Raw genomic sequence first — 20,331 nt, forward strand, 5'->3', positions numbered from 1 at the left:
CCCTCGTGGTTCGAGGGTCGCTACGCTCCCGCCTCACCATGAGGGCTACTTTTAGCTCGATGTTCCAGTAGCCCTCATGGTGAGGTGCGCTTCTTCAGCGCCTTGAACCACGAGGGCGTGGCATGCGCCTAAACCAGCATCGACTGCTGGGCGAAGATCGCGGCCATGGCGCCGTGGGCGCTGGCGAGGGTGACCGATGCCATGGGGTTGGCCAGGTCGCCGGCGGCGTAGATGCCGGGCATGGAGGTCTCGCGGCGGTCGTCGACCTTGAGGGCGATGCCGACGGGGGTATCGACAGTTTCGAGGCCGAGGGTTTGGTGGAGGTTGGCGGAGGGCTGGTTGCGCGGATGGGCGAAGAGCACATCGACGGCGACATTGCGGCCGGTATCGAGATTGACGGTGGCGAGCTGGCCCCCGGCATGGGCGATCTCGACGATCCTGCCATCGATGACGGGGACATTGCGGCGGGCCAGGTCGGCGCGGGCAGCGGCGTCGATGTCGTGACCATCGGCAAACAGGGTCAGCGTGTCGGTCCAATCATGGAACAGGGAAACGGCACGCAGGGCCTGCGGGCCGCTATAGACCAGGCCCCAATGCCGGCCGGCGACCTCGAAGCCGTCGCAATAGGGGCAGGGCACGATGGACTGGCCCCAGCATTCGGCAAAGCCGGGTATGGATGGCATCTGGTCGGCGACGCCATAGCTGAGCAAGAGGCGACGGGATTGGAGGCTTTCGCCATCGTCGGTGAGAACGGAAAAATCGTCGATCGCGCCGGAAATGGCGTTGGCGCGGGCATTGACCAGCTTGACCGTGGGATAGCGAGCGAGCTGCCGGCGGGCCTCGGCGAGAATGTCCAGCGGCGGCTTGTGATCGTGGCCGAGCAGGCCGTGGGAATGGCCGGCGAAGCGGTTGCGCGGCAGTCCGGTATCGAGGACCGTAACCTTGCGACGGGCGCGGCCGAGCTGCAGGGCACCGGCCAGGCCGGCAAAGCTGCCGCCGATGATGATGACGTCATCCATGATGGTGGTTTCCGTGGTGCGGGTGAAGGGGATTGGGGGTGGCCTCACGGGCGATATCGTCGAGCGAGACGCGCTCGAGGCGGGCCGCGAGCAGGGCTTCGGCATCGGCCAGGAAATCGCCCATGACGGCATTGACGGTGCGGACAATGCCACAGGCAATATCGCCGGGGTCGCTTTCGGTGCGGATGAGCAGGCTCTCGCCCATGGCGGCATAGACCTGGCGCAGGTTGATCTCGCCGGCGGGACGCAGCAGGCGCCAGCCGCCATCGTGACCCCTGGTGGAGGCGACGAGGCCAGCCTCGCGCAGGGTGCCGAGGACACGGCGGACGACGACCGGATTGGTCATCAGGCACTGGGCGAGCGTTGACGAGGTGATAGCCTCGTCGGGCTGCTTGTGCAGGTGAACGAGGGCGTGGAGGGCCAGGGACAGGCGGCTGGAGCGTTTCATGTAACTTTTATTGTTACATTATTAGACATTGTCAACCCCTGGCGGGCTTCGCGCTTTCGCCGCAATGGCGGAATGCTATGGTCGGCAAATCTGCAGAGACCGGGAGGACGACAATGAGAACGATGCTGGCGGCCATGGCGATCATGCTAATGACGGGCTCGGCGGCCCTGGCTTTCGACGCCGATACGCAGGCTGTCATCGACCGGCACAAGGCCGGCAAGCCGGTGTCGATGACGGATGTGGCGGTGCTGATGCGGGCCAGCGCGCAATGGTGCTACATCAACCAGGATCACACCTGCGCCTGGACCGACATCTATCTGGACGTGACCGATACCGGCGCGACGTTCGAAATCGGCAATGCCTGGGATGCCGATACCGATATCGCCTTTACCGACGAAGGCGTGTTCAAGGATGACCGCTATATCTGCGAAAGCGGCAAGGACTGGGTGCCGAGCGTGCGCGCCACGCGGCGCAGCGATGGCAGCGTGATCGGCGGGCGGCAACTGTGGGAACTCAAGGCGGCGATCGAGGCGAAGCGCAGTGCCGAATCCATCGACTGTTTCGACTATGTCTATCTGCGGTCGGAGCCGGACCAGCAGGTGGTGACGCTGCGGCAGCGGCAATATACCGACGGCGTGCATGTGGAGGGCAATGACGTCGAGGTGACGCTGCATATGAACAGCGAGGATGCGGCGGGGCTGTCGTGGCGGTGGTGAGGGGTGGCGGTTGGCCCGGATATCGGGGCCAGACACACCCCCACCCTTGATCCCTCTCGCCTAAAATCGCTCCACTGGAGCGATTTTGCCTTCGGCCGGTTCGAAGTCCGCAAGGGGAGGGAGACGACTGGGCGTTCCGCAGACCTAAATCCGCCCATCCGCCCATCGTCATTGCCCGGCTTGTCCGGGCAATCCTCGGTTCCGCGAGAGATGGATGATGACGGGAAGGCAGGGGCTGGCGCTAGATCCGGCCATCCTTCAACGATGTTGCCAGGGGTTCCGGCCGGGCGACGGGGGTCTTGATGTCCACGGTCCGGCCCTCGGCGGAGGCGGTGGCGATGGCTTCCATGACTTCGAGGACGTGGAGGGCCAGGTCGCCATTGGCGCGGTGCGGGCGGTTGTCGAGAATGCCGGCCACCATGTCGGCGACGCCGAGCGAGCGGTAATTGCCATCGGCATAGGGCTGGGTGACCGGCACCTTGACCCAGTCCTCGCCCTTGCCGCGCTTGCGGATCTCGACGTCGCCGCCGAAGAAATTCGGATCAGGCACGATGAGGCTGGCCTCGGTGCCATAGAGTTCGAGCGGCACATGCTTGTGGGCCGGCACGTCGAAGGAAAAGCCGACCTGGACGATGGCGCCATTGGCAAAGCCGAGCGAGGCGGTGGCGTGGGTATCGACCACGACATCCATGACCTGGCCCTGTTTGGGTTCGGATAGCACGGTGCGCTGGCTGCGCAGGCGCGAGGCCATGGCCGAGACGCGGGCGACCGGGCCGAGCAGGTTGACCAGGTCGGTGATGTAATAGGGACCCATATCGAGCACCGGGCCGCCGCCGATATCGTAGTAGAAGGCCGGATCGGGGTGCCAGGCCTCGTGGCCAGGGCACTGGAAGAAGCCGGTGCCGCCGACGAGCTGGCCGAGGGCGCCGCTATCGACCACGGCGCGCGCCTGCTGGTGCGACCCGCCGAGGAAGGTATCGGGGGCCGAGCCGATGCGCAGGCCGGCCTTGTTGGCCGCGTCGAGCAGCTTGCGGCCTTCGGCATAGGTGATGCCGAGCGGCTTTTCGGAATAGACATGCTTGCCGGCAGCGAGGCATTTGAGCCCGACATCGACATGGGCGCGCGGAATAGTGAGATTGACGATGAGCTGGATGTCGGCGCTGGCCAGCATCTCGTCGATGCTCGTCGCCTTGAGGCCGAATTCGGCGGCGCGCGCCTGGGAGGCTTCGGGGCGCATATCGGCCAGGCCCTTGATGTCGAGGGCGGGGAAGCCGGCCATGGCCTCGTGACCGGTAATGGCCCGCAGATAGGCCGATGAAATATTGCCGGTGCCGATGAAGCCGATACCGAGGCGCCTGGTGGTCATGGGCGCGATCCTCCCTAAAATGTTAGGGCAACCTAACGGGGAGAATCGCGCCGCGCCAGACGGGAAGACGAATTTATTTGGATCGCGCAGAATTTGTCTCCGCGCGGGCTTCCAGCGCCCCGACCCGCTTCGCCAGTTCCTGCACCGCCGCTATCAGCGGGGCGATGAAGGCGTCGTAGCGCAGGCCCTGTTCGCTCTGCGAGTCGGCGGGATCGGCGAGGATGTGGCCGGCGAAATCGGTGCCATCGAGGGCGACCCGCACCTCCTGGGCGATGAGGCCGTAATGGGTGCGGCGGCCGGGGCGGGACGTGCCGGATTCGGCGCCGCCCACGGTCCAGCGGTATTTGACCGGGTTCAGCGCCAGGATGAAATCGAGGCCGAGATCGCTGGGTTCGATATCGGTCTTTTGCCTGATATCGGAGGTCTGGATGGTGCCGGTGGCGGCCCAGACGGCGGACCAGCGGGCGCCCGAGCCGCCCAGGGTCACGGCATTGTCGGTGGCGGGGCGGAAGGTGGCGGCCACAGTTGCGGCGCCGGTGGTGGCGTTGACCGTCAGCGCATTGATCCAGGTGGCGCCATCGGGGCTGACCTTGAGCCGCCAGTGATCGTCGCCGGCCAGGCCCATTTCGGCGCGGCCGGACCAGTTGGTCTGGTAGAGCAGGCTCGCCGTATCGCCCGTCGCAGCCTTGTTGATCTTGACCTGATGGCCATTGCCCACATGGGTGAGCAAGGTGGCGGCAGCGGCGACGGCGAGGCGATTGGTGGTATCGGCGGTGGTGTTGACGCCAAGGCGCGGCAAGGCCGGGCCGAGCGAAGCCAGTGGCGTCCAGGCGCCGGAATCGAAGACCAGCTGGGTCTTGTCGGACCGATCATAGACCTGCCAACCGGCGGCCGGATCGAGAAAGCTCCAGGCGCCGGCCTGATAGGCCGCGATCTCGTTCGTGTGACCCGACCAGACGCCGGTCGCACCGGCCGGAACGATCCAGGCTTCGCCCTCCAGCGGACTGGTGGGCGGCGTCGTCAGCATGCGGCTTTCGACCGTGGGCTGCACGAGGTTGTCGAGGGCCTGGATGGCCTCGTTATGGGTGATGTGCTTCTGTGCCTGGCTCGGCATGATGAAGGGCAAAGTGAGGCGAGGGGTGTGATCCATGGGGTTCTCCTTTGAGGGGAGTATCCGGCTGGATGGCGGGGCGGGGATAAGTGGGAGACATGGGCGGGAATCGGCCACATGCTCGATCGGCACCTCCCCCTTGACGGGGGAGGTTGGGAGGGGGTGCGAGAGCCCCGATATCGGGGCCAAACGCTCCCCACCCTTGATCCCTCCCCGCAAGGGGGAGGGTGTCGACTGCGAATTCAGGTGCTCACAGGAACGGCTGGCCCCCGCATCGTCGTCACGAAAAATGTCACGACAAACGTGGCGCTCATCAGCAGCACGATCGTCGGGGCGGGGGCGCTGTCGATGAAGAAGCTGGCATAGATGCCGACCAGCGAACTCAGCACCGAGACCGTCACCGCGATCAGCATCATCGGGGCGAAGCGCCTGGAGATGAGGTAGGCGATGGCGCCGGGGGCGACCAGCAGGGCGATGACCAGCACGATGCCGACGGCGGTCAGGGCCGCGACGATGGTCAGGGACAATAAAGCCAGCAGGCCATAATGCAGCACGCGGACGGGGAGGCCGATGGCGCCGGCCTGTTGCGGATCGAAGGTGAAGAGCAGCAGATCGCGCCATTTGGCGAGGACAATCACGCTGACCACCAGCGCGATGATGCCGGTCTGGATCAGGTCGGCCGGGCTGACGCCGAGGATGTCGCCGAACAGGATATGGTCGAGATGCACATCGGTCCGGATCGAGGTGTAGAGCACGATGCCGAGGCCAAAGAGGCCGGAAAACACCACGCCCATGACGGTGTCTTCCTTGATGCGGGAATTTTCCTTGAGATAGCCGACCGACAGGGCGCAGCCCATGCCGGCGGCGAAGGCGCCGACGCCCAAAGGCAGGCCGACAATATAGGCCAGCACCACGCCGGGCAGCACGGCATGGGAAATGGCGTCGCCCATCAGCGACCAACCCTTGAGTACCAGGAAACAGGAGAGCAGGGCGGTGGGGATAGCGACCATGACCGCGATCAGCATGGCCGAGGTCATGAAGGGGAACTGGAACGGCCAGAGGGCGTAGATGAGAAATTCGCTCATGAGGCGATCTCCGCGGCGGCCTTGCGGCGGCTGGCCAGCAGGCCATGCTTGGGGGCAAAGACGAAGGCGGTGAGGAAGACGATCACCTGCAGCACGACGATGACGCCGCCGGTGGCGCCATCGAGGAAGAAGGAAATATAGGCCCCGAACAGGGAAGAGAGCGTGCCGATGGCGATGGCAATGAGAATGAGGCGGGGGAAGCGGTCGGTGAGCAGATAGGCAGTGGCGCCGGGCGTGACTACCATGGCGATGACGAGGAAGGCGCCGACGGTCTGCATGGCGGCGACGGTGGAGGCGGCGAGCAGGGTGAAGAAGATGATCCGCAGCAAAGGCGGATTGAGCCCGATGGAACGGGCATGGCTTTCATCGAAGAAGGTGACCATGAGGTCCTTCCAGATGAAAAACATCACCACCAGCGTCACCACCGCGATGATGACCAGTTGCAAAGTGTCCTCGGGTGTCACGGCCAGGATATTGCCCATGACGATGGTCTGGATGTTGACCGAGGTGGGGGACAGGGAAATCATGAACAGTCCGAGGCCGAAAAAGGCGGTGAAGATCAGCCCGATCACCGCATCTTCCTTGAGCTTGGTGCGCTGGGTGAGGAACAGCATGGCGCCGGCGGCGAGACCGCCCGAAAAGAACGCGCCGATGGAGAAGGGGAGACCCAGCATATAGGCACCGGCCACGCCGGGGACGATGGAATGGCTGAGCGCATCGCCGATCAGCGACCAGCCCTTGAGCATGAGATAGGCCGAGAGGAAGGCGCAGACGCCGCCGACCAGGGCGGAGACCCAGATGGCGTTGATCATATAGTGGTAGTTGAAGGGCAGCAGCAGGGTTTCGATCATTTGGGTTCGACCGGATCGGATTGCCTGGTGGTCATCTTGCCCTTTTCGCCATACATGACCAAAGGCCGCTCATCGTCGGTGAGAACCGAGATGTGGCGCGGATCGTCGTCATCATGCAGGCCCGCCCCCGCCAGCACGAAGTGGCGCAAGGCGCCGCCGAAGGTTTCCTCGAGCCATTCTCGGGTGAAAATCTCGCTGGTCGGGCCGGAGGCCAGCACGGTGCCCTTGACCAGCACGGTGCGGTCGCAGAATTCGGGGACCGAACCCAGATTGTGGGTCGAGACCAGCATGACCTTGCCCTCGTCGCGCAGCGCGCGCAGCAATTCGACAATGGCATCTTCGGTCTTGACGTCGACGCCGGTAAACGGCTCGTCGAGCAGGATCACCTGCCCTTCCTGTGCCAGGGCGCGGGCCAGGAAAACCCGCTTCTTCTGGCCGCCAGAGAGCTCGCCGATCTGGCGGTGGCGGAATTCGAGCATGTTCACCCGTTCGAGGGCCGAGGTGACCATCTGGTGGTCCACCGGCCGGGGACGGCGCAGCATGCCCATATGGCCGTAGCGGCCCATCATCACCACGTCTTCGACCAGGACGGGGAAGTTCCAGTCGACATCCTCGGACTGCGGCACATAGGCGACGAGATTGCGCTTGAGCGCCTGCCGGCCGGGAATACCCAATATATCGACCGAGCCCGATGCCAGCGGCACGAAGCCCATGATGGCCTTGAACAGTGTGGATTTTCCTGAACCGTTGACGCCCACCAAAGCGGTGATGGAGCCGCGCGGAATGGAGAAGCTGGCATGCTTGATGGCGGTAGTGCCGTTGCGATAGGCGACGGTGATGTCTTCGACCACCAGGCCGGGTGCGGACAAGTCGTTCATGGCGTCAGGCCTTTGACGATGGTGGTCGTGGTGACCGAGAGCAGATCGAGGTAAGTCGGCACGGGACCGTCGGGGTCCGACAGGGAATCCACATAGAGCACGCCGCCATACCTGATACCGGTCTCGCGGGCGACCTGCTCGGCCGGCTTGGGGGAGATGGTGCTTTCCGAGAAGATGGCGGGCACGGCGTTTTCGCGCACCGCATCGATGACGTGGCGGACCTGCTGCGGGGTGCCTTGCTGGTCGGCGTTGATGGGCCAGAGATAAAGTTCCCTGAGGCCGAAATCGCGGGCCAGGTAGCTGAAGGCGCCTTCCGATGTGGCCAGCCAGCGGCGCTGTTGGGGAATGGCGGCGAGGGCGGCGCGGATGGGTTCGACCGTGGCGGTAATCGCGGCGGCATAGGCGGCGGCATTGGCATTGTAGACGGCCGCATTGGCCGGATCGGCGGCGACGAAGGCCTGGCGGATATTGTCGACATAGATCAGCGCATCACTGGGCGACATCCAGGCATGGGGATTGGGCTTGCCCTCGTAGGGCCCCTCCCCGATGCCCATCGGCTCGATCCCCTCGGTGACGATGACGGAAGGCACGTCGCCCAGATTGCTGAGGAACTGCTCGAACCACTGTTCGAGATTGAGCCCGTTCCACAGGATGAGGTCGGCATGCTGGGCGGCGATCAGGTCGCCGGGCGTGGGCTGGTAATTATGGATTTCGGCGCCGGGCTTGGTGATCGACACCACGTCCGCGGCATCGCCGGCGACGTTGCGCGCCATGTCAGCAATGATGGTGAAGGTGGTCACGGCCTTGAGGCGCTCCTGGCCCATGGCCGGCAGGGAGGCGACGAGCACGGCGGAAAAGGCAAGAACGGAAAATACGCGGCGGTGCATCGAACACTCCAGGAGGACTGATCCTGAAATAGTGCAATTGCAAATCATTCGCAATAGCAAAACTGGGAGTGGTGGGGTGCTGTGGTTGATTGTTGGCGGGTGGATAGGATTGCCCATTGCCACTCAAAAATGGCCCACGCCCCCCTAGCAGTTTGGCCCTTGGGCGATAGCCGTCAGAAAGTCACGTGCATGGCGCCATCAGGGGCACAACCGATAAGTGTCGAGAACCGGCCCCCTATTTTGAGCTACACTAGTTCTGCTTTGGGGCCGAGAGCGGTCCGGAATCTTTGGTCGAGGCCTGACGAAGGCAGCCGCTGGAGGGCCGCCGTGCCGATAGAACCTCCAGCTATTCTACCGCAGCCGCAAAAGTCCGCCGACGTCCAAGGCACGCCGACTATTGAGCTCGGTTGGGGAACTCCCTACCATGATCGCCGCAAGCCCGAATGGGCATGAGGAGGGTAGCGGTGAGGACTGCCAAGGCAGCGACGGAGGCCGCCTTAGACAAGGGGCAGAGAGAGGCCGATGGCGCGCAAAGCATCCATCGCGCGATCGACATAATCAGGCTGATTTCGGCTAGTCCGGCGGATGGAATGAAGCTGGTGGATATCGCCGAGGGATGCGGTCTCAGCCATCCCACGGCCTACCGAATACTGCGGGCGCTGGAGAGTGAGGGCGTGGTTGAACGCGCTGGAGACTCAAAACGGTACGTGATCGGCACGGAGGTCGCCTGGCTTGGCCTCAAGGCGGCACAGCGGTTTCCGATTGCGGCCCTGGCGGCCCCTGCCTTGGATCGCGCTTCCATTGAAGTGGGCGATACCCTGCTGCTCAGCGTGCGCAGCGGTGATTTTTCGGTCTGCGTGGAGCGGCGGGCGGGGCGCTTCCCCATTCCGGTCACCGTGGCGGCAGTTGGCGCGCGGCTGCCTCTCAACACGACGCCGGCTGGGCGAACCATGCTGGCCTTCATGTCGCCTCGCGGACCAAGGCCGAAACTCGCGGCAGCCCTGGACGACGGCCCGGGATCGGAAGTCGCCCAGACGCGGCTCCAGGGCTACCTGGTCAGCGATGGCCTGACTGTCCGGGACACCAAATCGGTGACCGTTCCGATCTTCGATGCGGGCGGTCATGCCATTGCGGCGCTGAGCGCCATTACGGCGGCCAACCGGCTGCATGAAGAGCGCCTGGCAAGTGTCGTCAGTGCCTTGTCCACTTGTGCAAGGGCAACATCAGGGGCCCTGGTCCGGCATGTGGCGGAACGGGCAATGGCCGGGGCAAGCTGATCGCGATTGCCCAAAAATGAGATGGCCGAAACCTGGCTCGGCCATCCCGCCAAGCTACTGCCTCAGTGGCTGACGAGGCTGGGCAGCCACAAGGCAAGGCCCGGCACCAGGATCAGCACCAGCAGGCGAACGGCGTCGGCCAACAGGAAGGGCGCAATGCCCTTGAAAATCCTGGCGACCGGCAGTTCGGGCAGCATGGCCTTGAGAATGAAGACGTTTATGCCCACCGGTGGCGTGATCAAGCTGATTTCCACCACCGTCACGGTAACGATTCCCCACCAGACCAGATCAAAACCCAGGCTGGCAACAATGGGGGCAACCACCGGGACGGTGAGGAAGATCATGGCGAAGCCGTCCATCAGGCAGCCCAGAAACAGGTAGAAGGCGATCAGGCAGAAGATGACCATCATTGGGCTGAGATGAAGCGACTCGATCCAGGCGACGGTGTTGCCAGGAATGCCGGACAGGTTGATGAACTGGTTGAGCACCAGGGCTCCGGCGGCGACGATGAAGATCATGCCTGAAATGCGGGCGGTTTCGATCAGGCTGTCGGCGAAGACCTGAAAGGTGAGCCTACCGCGCCACAGCACGAAGATCAGTGCACCACCGGCCCCTATGCCGCCGGCCTCAGTCGCGGTGAACCACCCGGCGGTAAGACCGACCATGATCAGGGCGAAGAGGACCAGGATGCCCCAGAGGCTGCGCAGCGAGGCGAACCGTTCGGCAAAGCTGAACCGGGGGCCGGTGGGTGCCCAGCCGGGCGCCAGCAGTCCGACGCACAGCATGACCAGCAGATAGGCGAGGACCTGGGCGGCGCCCGGCACGACGCCGGCAACAAAGAGCTTGCTGACACTCTCCTCGGTGAGCAGGGCATAAATGATGAGAGCACCCGATGGCGGGATGAGAATACCCATCGTGCCGCCCGCCGCGATCGTGCCGGCCGCGAAGCCACGGTCATAGCCGGCCTTGTCGAGCTCAGGCATGGCGATCTTGGTCATGGTTGCCGCGGCCGCCGAAGAGGAGGCGCACATGGCGGAGAACCCGCCGCAGGCGGCAATCGTCGCCATCCCCACGCCACCCCTGTAGTGACCGAGCCAGCGCCGGGCAGAATCGAACAGTTCATTGGCAAGGCCAGCGCGGACCACGAACACGCCCATCAGAATGAAGAGGGGCAGCACGGAGAACTGGTAATTGGTGGCAAGGTCCATCACCTGTTGCTCGGCGATGGCGAGCGCCGCACCAATGCCGCGCGGATGCAGGGCCGCAATGCCGGCCGCACCCGTGAACATCATGACGAAGCCGAGCGGCAGCCGCGTGAAGGCGATCAAGGCCAGCAGGGATCCAAAAACGAGAATTGGCGTGACCATTATTCGGGCCTGTCGTGAGAAGGTTGCGGGTCACGGCCATGGAAAATGTTCCAGACATTGAAAGCCATGAAGACCAGCGCAGTGAGGGTCAGGATCGCCGCAGCGTAGACCCAGGGCGCCACGGGCATCAGGAAATGCACCGAAAGCGTGCCGAAGCGGGCGAGCCGGTCGGCCTGGTCGAAAATCATCCAGGTGAGGCCGGCCAGGCACAGCAGTTCGACGACGGCGGTAAAGTACTTTTCCGCCTGCTTCAGCGCTGGCGCATAGGCATCGGTGAACAGTCCAACGCGGATGTGCCCATTGGACTGGACCACCAACGGGATGGCCGCGAAGAAGAAGGTCAGCAAGGTGAAGGTGACGTATTCTTCGGCCCCGTGCAGGGGATGGTTGAGCTTGCGCCCGACGCTGTCAACGAAGGCCACGAGCATCATGATCACCAGTGCGGTTCCGGCGACAATCGCGCAGAGCCGCGCCAGCCAAAGATTCATTCGGTCGATCATGAGTTGCTCCGAAGGCTGTTCCCCGCGCGCCGGGCGCGCGGGGAGGCAAAGTTACTGAGCGGCCAGTTCGCGTTCCAGCACACTGCGATAGAAGCGCAGTACCTCGTCCGGGTTTTCAAGGCCCTTGGCGGCCACGCGTTCCTTCCAGGTGGCAATCGTGCCGCCAAGAACCTCCTCGAAGGACGTCAATGCAGCGCCCTCGGGGACGATCGTGTCGATGGCCGAGACCTTGTCGGCAATTTCAGCTTCGGCCTCGTCGGCGGCCTGTCCGGTGCGGCCCGGCAGACCATCGGCCGCACGCAGTATGGCATCCTGCTGCTCGGTCGTCAGTTCGTTCCAACGTTCATTGGAAATGAACACTGCAAAGGAGAGCGAGCCGAGGCCACCCGGGATTTGCGTATAGCTGGTCACACGATCCAGCACGCGGGCGCCGTCAGCGGACCCGGGAGTCATGATGATCGCATCGACATTGCCCTTGGTCACATATTCCTGCAGCTCGGTGAATTCGGTGTTGATGGCGACCGAACCCAGCGCCTTGGCCGTTTCGAACAGGGCACCCGGTGGCGACCAGAGCTTGACGCCATCGAGGTCGCTTGCTTCCTCGATCTTCACGTTGCCGGTGACCGACAGCAACTGCCTGCCGGGCAGGACGTTGGTCGAGAGCACCTTGACCCCGGTATATTCATCGAAGGGCAGGAAGTACTTGTTGTAGGTTTCCCAGAGGGCGATGGAAGCGGCCCTGGCCGAAGGCGAGTTGAACGGCAGGTCGGCGATGCGGTTCATCACCACCAGTTGCGGCACGGCGCCCGATGAGACCAATGCCATGTCGGCAATGCCGTCGCGGACCATTTCGTACTGGCGATCCGAGGGGGCCAGAGTACTGTCGGGAATGGTGATCTTGATCGATCCGCCGGATTCTTCCTCGATGGCGGCAGCGAAGCCCTTGATGGCGACTTGGTACATTTCGTCATAGGGCTGCAGGTAGCTGTTGAAGATCAGCTCCGTCTGCCCGAGCGCGAGGGTTGGCGTCAGCGCCACCACCGATGCCAGGGCCATTGTGCGAATAGAAAACATGTTCTCCTCCCATGTCGTCCTCGGCAGATTGCTGCCGATCAGACTGATCCGATAGTGTGAAGCAGTCGGGTTGGCCGGCAATCGGACTCCGGCCAAACTTTCACATTGCGGACAGCACGCCTCAGGCGGCGACTGCCGGGTCTGCAATGACGGTGTTTTCGATATGGCCCAGGCCTTCGATTTCGAGTCGCATGACGTCGCCCACAGCCAGGAAGCGGTTGCTGGCTGCACCCACGCCTGAGGGCGTGCCCGTGGCGAGGATGTCACCCGGCTCCAACGACATGACAGTCGAGAGATATTCGATCTGGTCGTAGATGTCGTAGATCATGTCATTGGTGCGATGATGCTGGCGCACCTCGCCATTGACCTTGAGCACCATATCCAGGTCCAGCGGATCGGCCACTTCGTCATCGGTGGTGATCCAGGGGCCGATAGGGCCATGGGTGTCAAATGACTTGCCCAGCGTGAAGGTCGGCGAACGGTGCTGCCAGTCCCGGGCCGAAACGTCATTGACGATGAGATAGCCGGCGATGACCGACCGCGCATCGGCGCGCCTGACGTGACGGCAGCGCTTGCCGATGACCACACCGAGTTCGATCTCGTAGTCCATCCTTTCGGACACGGCGGGTTTTTCGACGCCGTGATAGGGGCCGGTAATGCACGATACCTGCTTGTTGAACCAGAGCTGGCTCGTTGGAATGGGGATGCCATTGGCCCGCGCCTCTTCGGCATGTTCCTTGTAGTTCATGCCAATGCCGAGGAATTTCTGCGGGTCGGCGATGGGTGCTTCGAGGATAACGTCCGCAAGCGCAAAGGTAGACCCTGATGCCGCCTGCAATTGCGGCCGCAACTGATCGAGGTCGGCCAGGATCGTTCGCATCGAGGCCTCGCGGCCGACAATGGCGGAAAGGTCGACAATCTCTTTGCCGACGACCTTGCCGATCCGGGTAATGCCCCCTTGGGTAAATCGGGCGAGTTTCATTATGAGGCTCCTTGGAACAGCGGGGCTCAACCTTGCTTGCGCACGGGGCCATCGCGGAATGGGGTGAGTTGGGAAAGAACGATCTGCCAGCCGCGCCGCCCCCGGCGCAGGATCATGGTAGCGAAGCCTTCGAGCGTGATGTCCTCGCCAGTCTGAACATGCCGCACACCGTTGATCGTGCTGCCGGTGACGATGGCGATGTTCCCGTCCACCTTGATATCCAGTTCACCCCGCTCGATGGAGCGGAAGCCACCCATGCGATTGAGATGGGCGATGAATTCGGGCTTGCCATGCACCATGCCGGATGAATGGACATGGATGAGATCGTCGGCCAGCAGCCATTCAAGGGCGGCCAGATCCCTGGTCACAAGTGCATGTTGGCGCGCTTCCTCGGTTTCGAGAATGTCGGCGATGTCGGCGTCGGAATAGGTCGCCATCAGATCAACCCCTCATAGGAGCCGCCATCGAGCTGCAGGTTCTGGCCGGAAATGAACCCGGCCTGGGCGCTGCAGAGGAAGGCACAGGCGGCACCAAACTCTTCGGGTGTGCCGAAGCGCCTGGCGGCGATGGATTGGACGGAGCGGGCCCGGGCCTCGTCGCGGGAGATACCCTCCAGCTTCATCCGCCTCTGGGCCATGAATTCCTGCCGGGGCGTGTCGATCCGCTCGGGTAGCAGGTTGTTGATGGTGACATTGTCGACCACAACTTCCCCGCTGATCGCCTTGCTCATGGCGGTGAGGGCAGCGCGCGCCGAGGTCGAGAGGCCCATCATGTAGTGCGGCGACTTCACCATGGCGGACGTGATGTTGACGATGCGGCCAAACCTGCGGGCGCGCATACCCGGGACGAAGGCGCGGATGAGCTGGATGGCGGGCAGCATATTGGCGTTGATGGCGCCGATGATCGCCGCCTCGTCCCAATCATCCAATGCGCCCGGCGGCGGGCCGGCATTGTTGGTGACCAGAATATCGGGCTGCGGGAACGCCGCCAGTATGGCCTGGCGACCCTCTGTCGTCGTCAGGTCCGCCGCAACGAAATCAACCTTCGCACCGGGAATTGAAGCGCGGAGCGCTTCTGCCGCAGCGGCCAGTTTGGAGGCGTCTCGACCATTGAGCATGACGGCCACGCCTTCGGCAGCCAGCGCTGTGGCGCAGGCCAGGCCGAGCCCCTGGGACGATGCACAAATCAAGGCCTTGCGGCCCTTTATACCCAGATCCATCGTCGGCTCCTTGCTCGTCGTCGTTTGCCGACATTTTCCGCGCTGCGGCCCGAGCGCAACTTCGCCCTTTGCGATTGTTCACATTGCGAAAAGCCGCGCCGATCAGGCGGCGTCGGGCACAAAAAAGGCGGCTCGAAAGCCGCCAGGGTCTGCTCACAGGGAGGAGTAATCAGGCCGCGATGGCACGCTGAACGAGGTCGCGGGAAATTTCCTGTGCCGCGGCGCGCAGGGTCGGAACGATCTGCGGCCACCGCGCTTCGGGTAGCCGGCTGATCGGGGCAATGACGCTGATCGCGGCGACCGGATTGCCGGCCATGTTGAGCACCGGCACGGAAATGGCTCGCCGGTCCTGGGCGGTGACGCTGTCCGCGCAGAGATAGCCCTGGCGGCGGACATCCTCGAGATTGGCCTGCACGCGTTCGGGCGTCATCTTGTAAGGCTCGTAGCGCGCGCTGTTCTGCGTCAGCACAGCGTCGATCTTGCGCTGCGGCATGAAGGCCATCATGGCGCGCCCGGCAACACTGATTCCCAGAGGTCGACGCGCTCCCACCGAAAGGGTGGTGACGCGCACCGGAAACGTGCCGACGCGGCGGTCTGCATAGACGGAATCGTTGTGGCTGGGCACGGCCAGGAAGACCGAGTCGCGGATGCTGGCTGACAGTTGATCGAGCACCGGGGCAGCGACCGCGGTAATGGGAAAACGCTCCGTGGCTGCCAGGCCAAGCCAGGCGGCTTCGGCACCCACGGTGTAGCGACGCGAACCCTGCACACGTTCGACCACACCTTCCTCTTCCAGCGCCTTGAGAATGCGATGGGCCGTCGGATGCGACAGGTCGAGTGCGGCGGCGATGTCGACCAGCTTGAGCCCCTCGCGGGCGCTGCTCGCGAGGAGGCGCATGACGCCGAGCGAGCGATGGATGCACTGGGTGCCGGACTCATCGCGGCGCTTGCGCGGGGCTTCGGCCTCAAGGTCGGTCTGCATGGTCATTTCTCCTCCACTGCCAGGTCAAGGCGTGCCGGACGGTTCTGGCCGTCCGTGCTGTCGAACAGCGCCGATCCCGACGAAAGCAGGAGCTTGGCTGTCAGATTGAGATGTTCGGTGAGCGCGGCGCAGGCCTTGTCGGCATCACGCGCCAGCGTCAGATCGAGAATTTCACGGTGTTCGCTATCTACATCGCGGCCGCCGCGACGGTGCGGCAGGATCATGCGGCGATAGCGTTCGGCCTGCATGTAGAGCTGTTCGCGCAGGCGCAGCCACCATTGGGAATCACATGCGGCGATCAGGTCGTCGTGGAACTGGGCGTGCAGGCGCGCCCAGTCCGCGTTGGCGGCTCCGCCTGTCACAGGCTGGGTGCGGGACAACTGATGCCATGTGCTGAGCAGTCGCCCCTCCCATTCCAGGCTGCCCAGCTCGATGGAGCGCCGCAGGCAACGTGTTTCGATGTCGATGCGAACGGCGGTCAGATCCAGCAGGTCTTCCACCGAGACCTTGGCAACCAGGAACCCCTTTTGCGGCTGGGCAACCACCAGATGGTCCGACGTCAGGCGCGACAGTGACTCGCGAACGGCGCCAATGTTGACGCCAAACCGATCGGCAAGCTGGTCAATGGCGAGCTTGGAGCCCGGGCGATGGATGCCGTCGAGCAGTTCTGACTTGAGCGTTTCGTAGACCGTCGCGGTCTTGGATTGGGCCATCGCGTCCTCCTGCCCGACTTGCTCGCGCAAAAATCGAGGGAATGCAAGTAAAACTATTTTCTTTGTAAAATCGATTTTGTATAAGGCCATCGATTAGAGGGCGACAGCCGGGAGGCATCATCATGTCCAGCAACGATTTCCGCGACTACCTGCTGCCGGCGGATTCGCCACGCATTCTCAATGCACGCGGGCTCGACCCCATCACCTATTCCAGGCCGATCCTGGCAACCGACCGGGCCATTGCGCTCAATGCCGAGTGGCAGGGGCGCTATAGTGAGCCATTCAAGGGCGTGACGGCCGGCGGAGAGCTTGTCGAAAACCTGTTTGCACTGGAAGACGAGGGTTTCGATCCGGCTCCGGCCGTGGCCGCCATGCAATCCATGCTCGGCACGCTCAGCGGGGTGCAAAGGACGAAACTGTCCCATGCCGTTGACGCCAATGAGTGGCGCGGCTGGTACAATCCCGAAATCGTCTTCAACGACCACGGTGTCAGGCTGGAGGATATGCCGGAGACTGCGCGCGCCGCTTTCCTGGACCTGCTTGCCGCCTGCACCAGCACCGTGGGTTTTACCAAGATCCGTCAGCTGCTGTCGGCCAATCTCTATCTCGGGGAGCTCTACGACCTCCGCAACATCATGAATGAGTGGAGCTTCCACTTCCTGATGTTCGGAACGCCATCGACCGGCGAGCCCTGGGGATGGAGCATCTATGGGCACCACGTCGGCTTCAACTGCTTCATCCTCGGTCGGCAGATGGTGATCTCGCCTACCTTCATGGGCGTCGAACCCAATGTGATCGACCGTGGCAATGGCGACCGTTTCGTCCTTTTTACCGAGGAGGAGCGGCTTGGCCTGAACCTGATGCAATCGCTGACCGCCGAGCAGAAGGCCCGCTCCACCATCTATGAGCAGATGGTCGACCCTGCCATGCCGCCGGGCCGCTTCAACTTTGCCGACCAGCGCCATCTCGGCGGCGCCTTCCAGGACAATCGCATCATACCGCTTGAGGGGATCAGGGCCTCGGAGATGACCCCTGAACAGCAGCAGCAATTGCTCGCCCTCGTCGAGACCTTCATCGAGCACCTGCCCGATGGGCCGCGCGCGGCCCAGATGCGGCGGATCGAAAGGCACCTCGCCGAAACCTGGTGGAGCTGGATCGGCGGGCATGGCGACGAGGACCCGTTTTATTTCCGCATCCAGAGCCCGGTCGTCATGCTCGAATTCGACCATCATGACGGGATGTGGCTGACCAATGACCAACCGGCCAAGTTCCATATCCATGTGATCAGCCGCATTCCGAACGGCAATGATTATGGACGGGCGCTGCTGAAGCTGTGGCGGGACGCGAAGGCGCCCTAGGCGTAGGGGTCCCTGGTCGCACCAGTCGTCGGCGCGACCGCCCTGAAATCTGCCAGCAGCTTGCTCGCGGCATTGGCGAGCATGGTCACATCATTGCCAATGGCAACGAAGCTGGCGCCCAGGTCGAGACAGCGCCGTGCGAAACCCTGGTCACTGGTGAGAATACCCGCAGGCTTGCCCGCCGCGACGATGCGCCGGATCGTGTCTTCAACCACGGCGACGACTTCCGGCGCGCCGGGTCTGCCCAGATAGCCCAGGTCGGCCGCGAGATCGGCGGGCCCCACAAAGACGCCGTCGACGCCATCCACGGCCAGGATGTCGTCGAGCCCATCCAGCCCATGGCGGCTTTCGACCTGCACCAGCAGGCAAGTCTGCTGGTTGGCGGTGGTGAGATAGTCGGGGGTCCGGTTGAAACCGGAAGCCCGCGCCAAAGCCGCGCCCACGCCGCGAATGCCTTCGGGCGGGTAGCGCATGGCGCGCACCAGCTCGGCAGCCTGCGCGCCGCTTTCAACCATGGGCACGAGCAGGGTCTGGGCGCCGATGTCGAGCAATTGCTTGATGATCCAGGCCTCCCCGATGGGAGGACGGATAATGACGCTGCTTGCCGAGGCCGACAGCGCCTGTAACTGGGCCATCAGGCCGGGGACATCATTGGGGGCGTGCTCGGCATCCAGCAGCAACCAGTCATACCCGGCGCCCCCCAGTATTTCAGCCGTATAGGGATTGGCCAGCGCGGCCCAAAGGCCGATCTGCGGCTGTCCTGCCTTCAGGGCCGCCTTGAAGCGGTTGAGCGGTGCGGGCATGGCGCATCCTTACTTGAAATGGCAACTCACGGTGCCATTGGGACCAAAGTCGCTGGTGATGGTGTCGCCATGCCGCGCTTCTATGGGGCGGATGAAGGAGCCAGCCAGCACCACCTGCCCGGCCGAAATGCGCTCGCCATACTGGTGCAATCGGTTGGCCAGCCAGGCAATGCCGCGGGCCGGATGATTGAGCACCCCTGCCCCAAGACCGGTCTCTTCCACCTCGGCATTGCGCGACACGATGGCGCCCATCCAGCGCATGTCGAGCGCGTCGGGGCGCATGGCGCGGCCACCGAGGACGATGCCGGCATTGGCGGCATTGTCGGACACGGTATCGACAATCGTGCGGATCTTCTTCGTCTCGGGGTCGACGCGCAGGACGCGCGTATCGAGGATTTCGAGCGCCGGGGTGACATAGTCGGTGGCGTTGAGCACGTCGAACACGGAGACGTTGGGCCCCGACAGGTCGGCCTTCATCACGAAGGCGATCTCCGCCTCGATGCGCGGCTGGATGAACCGGTCTTCCGCAATGACGGCGCCATCCTCGAACAGCATGTCGTCGAACAGCACGCCGGAATCGGGGATGTTGATGTTGAGCGCATATTGCATCGCCTTGGAGGTGAGGCCGATCTTCCAGCCGATGACCTTCCGACCGGCCTCGCGCTTCATCCGCACCCATTCCGCCTGCACGGCATAGGCGTCATCGAGGGTCATGCCGGGAAACGCCAGCGACAGAAGGCCAATCTGGGATCGCGTCTTTTCGGCCTGGTCGAGGCGGCGCGCGGCGTCAACGAACTGGTCTGGCGTCATCCGATAACCTCGTCGGCTATGGTGTTGCGCAGCATGCCAATGCCCTCGGCTTCCACTTCGACCACGTCGCCGGGCTTGAGCCAGATCGGCGGATCGAAGCGTGCACCGGCGCCGGTGGGCGTGCCGGTGACGATGATGTCGCCGGGCAGCAAGGTGGTGAAAGTCGAGACATAGGCGATGATCCTGCGGAACGGATGCAGCATGCGGCTGGTCCGGTCCGCTTGGCGGACCTCCCCGTTGACGCGGGTGACCAGTGCGATATCGGCAATCTGACCTTCATCGCGGAACGGCACCAGCCACGGCCCCATGGCACCGGACCGATCGAAATTCTTGCCCTGGGTGACGTTGAATTTTGCGTGCCGCATCCAGTCGCGGATCGACCCTTCATTGCACAGGGTCAGTGCCGCGATGTGACTGAGAGCATCGGCCTCGGCAACGCGACGGCCCGGTCTGCCAATGACAATGGCGATCTCGCCTTCATAGTCGAGTTGCTCGCTTTCCGGCGGGCGGATGAGCGGCTGGTGGTGACCGGTCAGTGATGCCGGGAAGCGCACGAACAGCGAGGGGTTGGAGGGCCCGGCCTGACCGTCCTTATACTCTTCATTGCGATCCGGAAAGTTGACCCCGACACAGATGATCTTGCCGGGCCTTGGCAGCGGTGGCTCATAGGTCACCTCGTCGAGGGACAGCGCCGCCGCCAGGCCCGCGCCGGCCTCGGCGATCCGTTCGAGACCACCGGCCTCGACCACCGCGCTGAGATCGGCCCATTGCGGAAAGTGGGAGGACAGGTTGACCATGCCCTCGTCGGTAACAAGGCCATATCCCTTCCCACCTGCTTGGGAAAAACTGGCAATTCTGGGAAGGGTCATGGCGCTGGGGTCACTC

The 20,331-nt window shown here is 63.6% G+C and carries 22 protein-coding genes; 3 read left to right on the top strand and 19 right to left on the bottom strand.

The genetic code is table 11. The features are described from left to right. Positions 1-128: 128 nt before the first annotated feature. Both ASD80_RS08810 and ASD80_RS08815 read right to left on the bottom strand, forming a co-directional pair. Positions 129-1,019, bottom strand: coding sequence for an NAD(P)/FAD-dependent oxidoreductase (locus tag ASD80_RS08810; protein ID WP_056231588.1), 891 nt, complete (start codon positions 1,017-1,019; stop codon positions 129-131). Next, a complete protein-coding gene (locus ASD80_RS08815; protein ID WP_056231591.1) occupies positions 1,012-1,467 on the bottom strand; it encodes an RrF2 family transcriptional regulator in 456 nt (151 codons plus the stop codon). Before ASD80_RS08815 ends, ASD80_RS08810 begins: the two co-directional genes overlap by 8 nt. A gap of 113 nt (positions 1,468-1,580) precedes the next feature. Between ASD80_RS08815 and ASD80_RS08820 the strand changes: the two genes are divergently transcribed. Then, a complete protein-coding gene (locus ASD80_RS08820; RefSeq protein ID WP_156460385.1) occupies positions 1,581-2,183 on the top strand; it encodes a hypothetical protein in 603 nt (200 codons plus the stop codon). A gap of 241 nt (positions 2,184-2,424) precedes the next feature. On the opposite strand, the gene ASD80_RS08825 is transcribed toward ASD80_RS08820, so the two are convergent. The 6 genes from ASD80_RS08825 to ASD80_RS08850 all read right to left on the bottom strand — a co-directional run bounded on the left by ASD80_RS08825 (position 2,425) and on the right by ASD80_RS08850 (position 8,361). After that, positions 2,425-3,549, bottom strand: coding sequence for a Gfo/Idh/MocA family protein (locus ASD80_RS08825; RefSeq protein WP_056231596.1), 1,125 nt, complete (start codon positions 3,547-3,549; stop codon positions 2,425-2,427). Between the two features lie 73 nt (positions 3,550-3,622). Further along, positions 3,623-4,699: a DUF2793 domain-containing protein gene (locus ASD80_RS08830; RefSeq protein ID WP_082555158.1), complete on the bottom strand. Its 1,077-nt coding sequence runs from the start codon at positions 4,697-4,699 to the stop codon at positions 3,623-3,625. A 203-nt stretch (positions 4,700-4,902) separates the two neighbouring features. After that, the gene (locus tag ASD80_RS08835) at positions 4,903-5,745 is read right to left on the bottom strand and encodes a metal ABC transporter permease (RefSeq protein ID WP_056231600.1); all 843 of its coding nucleotides are present in this window, start codon (positions 5,743-5,745) and stop codon (positions 4,903-4,905) included. Beyond that, on the bottom strand, positions 5,742-6,596 hold the full coding sequence (locus tag ASD80_RS08840; protein ID WP_056231602.1) for a metal ABC transporter permease: 855 nt from the start codon (positions 6,594-6,596) through the stop codon (positions 5,742-5,744). Before ASD80_RS08840 ends, ASD80_RS08835 begins: the two co-directional genes overlap by 4 nt. Further along, positions 6,593-7,474: a manganese/iron ABC transporter ATP-binding protein gene (locus tag ASD80_RS08845; protein ID WP_056231605.1), complete on the bottom strand. Its 882-nt coding sequence runs from the start codon at positions 7,472-7,474 to the stop codon at positions 6,593-6,595. Before ASD80_RS08845 ends, ASD80_RS08840 begins: the two co-directional genes overlap by 4 nt. Then, positions 7,471-8,361 (bottom strand): metal ABC transporter substrate-binding protein, encoded by an 891-nt coding sequence (locus tag ASD80_RS08850; RefSeq protein ID WP_056231607.1) that lies wholly within the window; start codon positions 8,359-8,361, stop codon positions 7,471-7,473. The genes ASD80_RS08845 and ASD80_RS08850 overlap by 4 nt, the downstream gene beginning before the upstream one ends. A 464-nt stretch (positions 8,362-8,825) precedes the next feature. Between ASD80_RS08850 and ASD80_RS08855 the strand changes: the two genes are divergently transcribed. Next, complete coding sequence (locus ASD80_RS08855; RefSeq protein ID WP_162247337.1) at positions 8,826-9,638, top strand: IclR family transcriptional regulator; 813 nt, start codon at positions 8,826-8,828, stop codon at positions 9,636-9,638. Between the two features lie 62 nt (positions 9,639-9,700). On the opposite strand, the gene ASD80_RS08860 is transcribed toward ASD80_RS08855, so the two are convergent. The 8 genes from ASD80_RS08860 to ASD80_RS08895 form a co-directional block, all read right to left on the bottom strand. Then, the gene (locus ASD80_RS08860; protein WP_244488968.1) at positions 9,701-10,966 is read right to left on the bottom strand and encodes a TRAP transporter large permease; all 1,266 of its coding nucleotides are present in this window, start codon (positions 10,964-10,966) and stop codon (positions 9,701-9,703) included. A 38-nt stretch (positions 10,967-11,004) separates the two neighbouring features. Then, a complete protein-coding gene (locus ASD80_RS08865; RefSeq protein WP_056231615.1) occupies positions 11,005-11,505 on the bottom strand; it encodes a TRAP transporter small permease in 501 nt (166 codons plus the stop codon). 51 nt (positions 11,506-11,556) lie between these two features. Beyond that, positions 11,557-12,579: a TRAP transporter substrate-binding protein DctP gene (dctP, locus tag ASD80_RS08870; protein WP_082555160.1), complete on the bottom strand. Its 1,023-nt coding sequence runs from the start codon at positions 12,577-12,579 to the stop codon at positions 11,557-11,559. A gap of 121 nt (positions 12,580-12,700) precedes the next feature. Then, the gene (locus tag ASD80_RS08875) at positions 12,701-13,561 is read right to left on the bottom strand and encodes a fumarylacetoacetate hydrolase family protein (RefSeq protein WP_056231621.1); all 861 of its coding nucleotides are present in this window, start codon (positions 13,559-13,561) and stop codon (positions 12,701-12,703) included. Between the two features lie 26 nt (positions 13,562-13,587). Beyond that, on the bottom strand, positions 13,588-13,998 hold the full coding sequence (locus ASD80_RS08880) for a nuclear transport factor 2 family protein (protein WP_056231624.1): 411 nt from the start codon (positions 13,996-13,998) through the stop codon (positions 13,588-13,590). After that, a complete protein-coding gene (locus tag ASD80_RS08885) occupies positions 13,998-14,780 on the bottom strand; it encodes an SDR family oxidoreductase (RefSeq protein WP_056231627.1) in 783 nt (260 codons plus the stop codon). The genes ASD80_RS08880 and ASD80_RS08885 overlap by 1 nt, the downstream gene beginning before the upstream one ends. A gap of 169 nt (positions 14,781-14,949) precedes the next feature. Then, the gene (locus ASD80_RS08890) at positions 14,950-15,762 is read right to left on the bottom strand and encodes an IclR family transcriptional regulator (protein WP_056231630.1); all 813 of its coding nucleotides are present in this window, start codon (positions 15,760-15,762) and stop codon (positions 14,950-14,952) included. Positions 15,763-15,764: 2 nt separating this feature from the next. Beyond that, positions 15,765-16,475 (bottom strand): GntR family transcriptional regulator, encoded by a 711-nt coding sequence (locus ASD80_RS08895; protein ID WP_056231632.1) that lies wholly within the window; start codon positions 16,473-16,475, stop codon positions 15,765-15,767. A gap of 122 nt (positions 16,476-16,597) precedes the next feature. On the opposite strand from ASD80_RS08895, the gene ASD80_RS08900 reads away from it, so the two are divergent. After that, complete coding sequence (locus ASD80_RS08900; protein ID WP_056231636.1) at positions 16,598-17,833, top strand: DUF3500 domain-containing protein; 1,236 nt, start codon at positions 16,598-16,600, stop codon at positions 17,831-17,833. Here ASD80_RS08900 and hpaI read toward each other — a convergent pair. Genes hpaI through ASD80_RS08915 form a run of 3 tightly spaced genes read right to left on the bottom strand, consistent with a single transcriptional unit; the run spans position 17,830 to position 20,315 of the window. Then, on the bottom strand, positions 17,830-18,636 hold the full coding sequence (hpaI, locus tag ASD80_RS08905; protein ID WP_056231638.1) for a 4-hydroxy-2-oxoheptanedioate aldolase: 807 nt from the start codon (positions 18,634-18,636) through the stop codon (positions 17,830-17,832). The two genes, ASD80_RS08900 and hpaI, sit on opposite strands and share 4 nt — an antisense overlap. A 9-nt stretch (positions 18,637-18,645) precedes the next feature. After that, on the bottom strand, positions 18,646-19,446 hold the full coding sequence (hpaH, locus tag ASD80_RS08910; protein WP_056231646.1) for a 2-oxo-hept-4-ene-1,7-dioate hydratase: 801 nt from the start codon (positions 19,444-19,446) through the stop codon (positions 18,646-18,648). Further along, positions 19,443-20,315: a fumarylacetoacetate hydrolase family protein gene (locus tag ASD80_RS08915; RefSeq protein ID WP_056231649.1), complete on the bottom strand. Its 873-nt coding sequence runs from the start codon at positions 20,313-20,315 to the stop codon at positions 19,443-19,445. The genes hpaH and ASD80_RS08915 overlap by 4 nt, the downstream gene beginning before the upstream one ends. Positions 20,316-20,331 lie beyond the last annotated feature (16 nt).

Origin of the sequence: Devosia sp. Root635 (genome assembly GCF_001427605.1) — a bacterium.
In the GTDB taxonomy this organism is placed as follows: domain Bacteria; phylum Pseudomonadota; class Alphaproteobacteria; order Rhizobiales; family Devosiaceae; genus Devosia.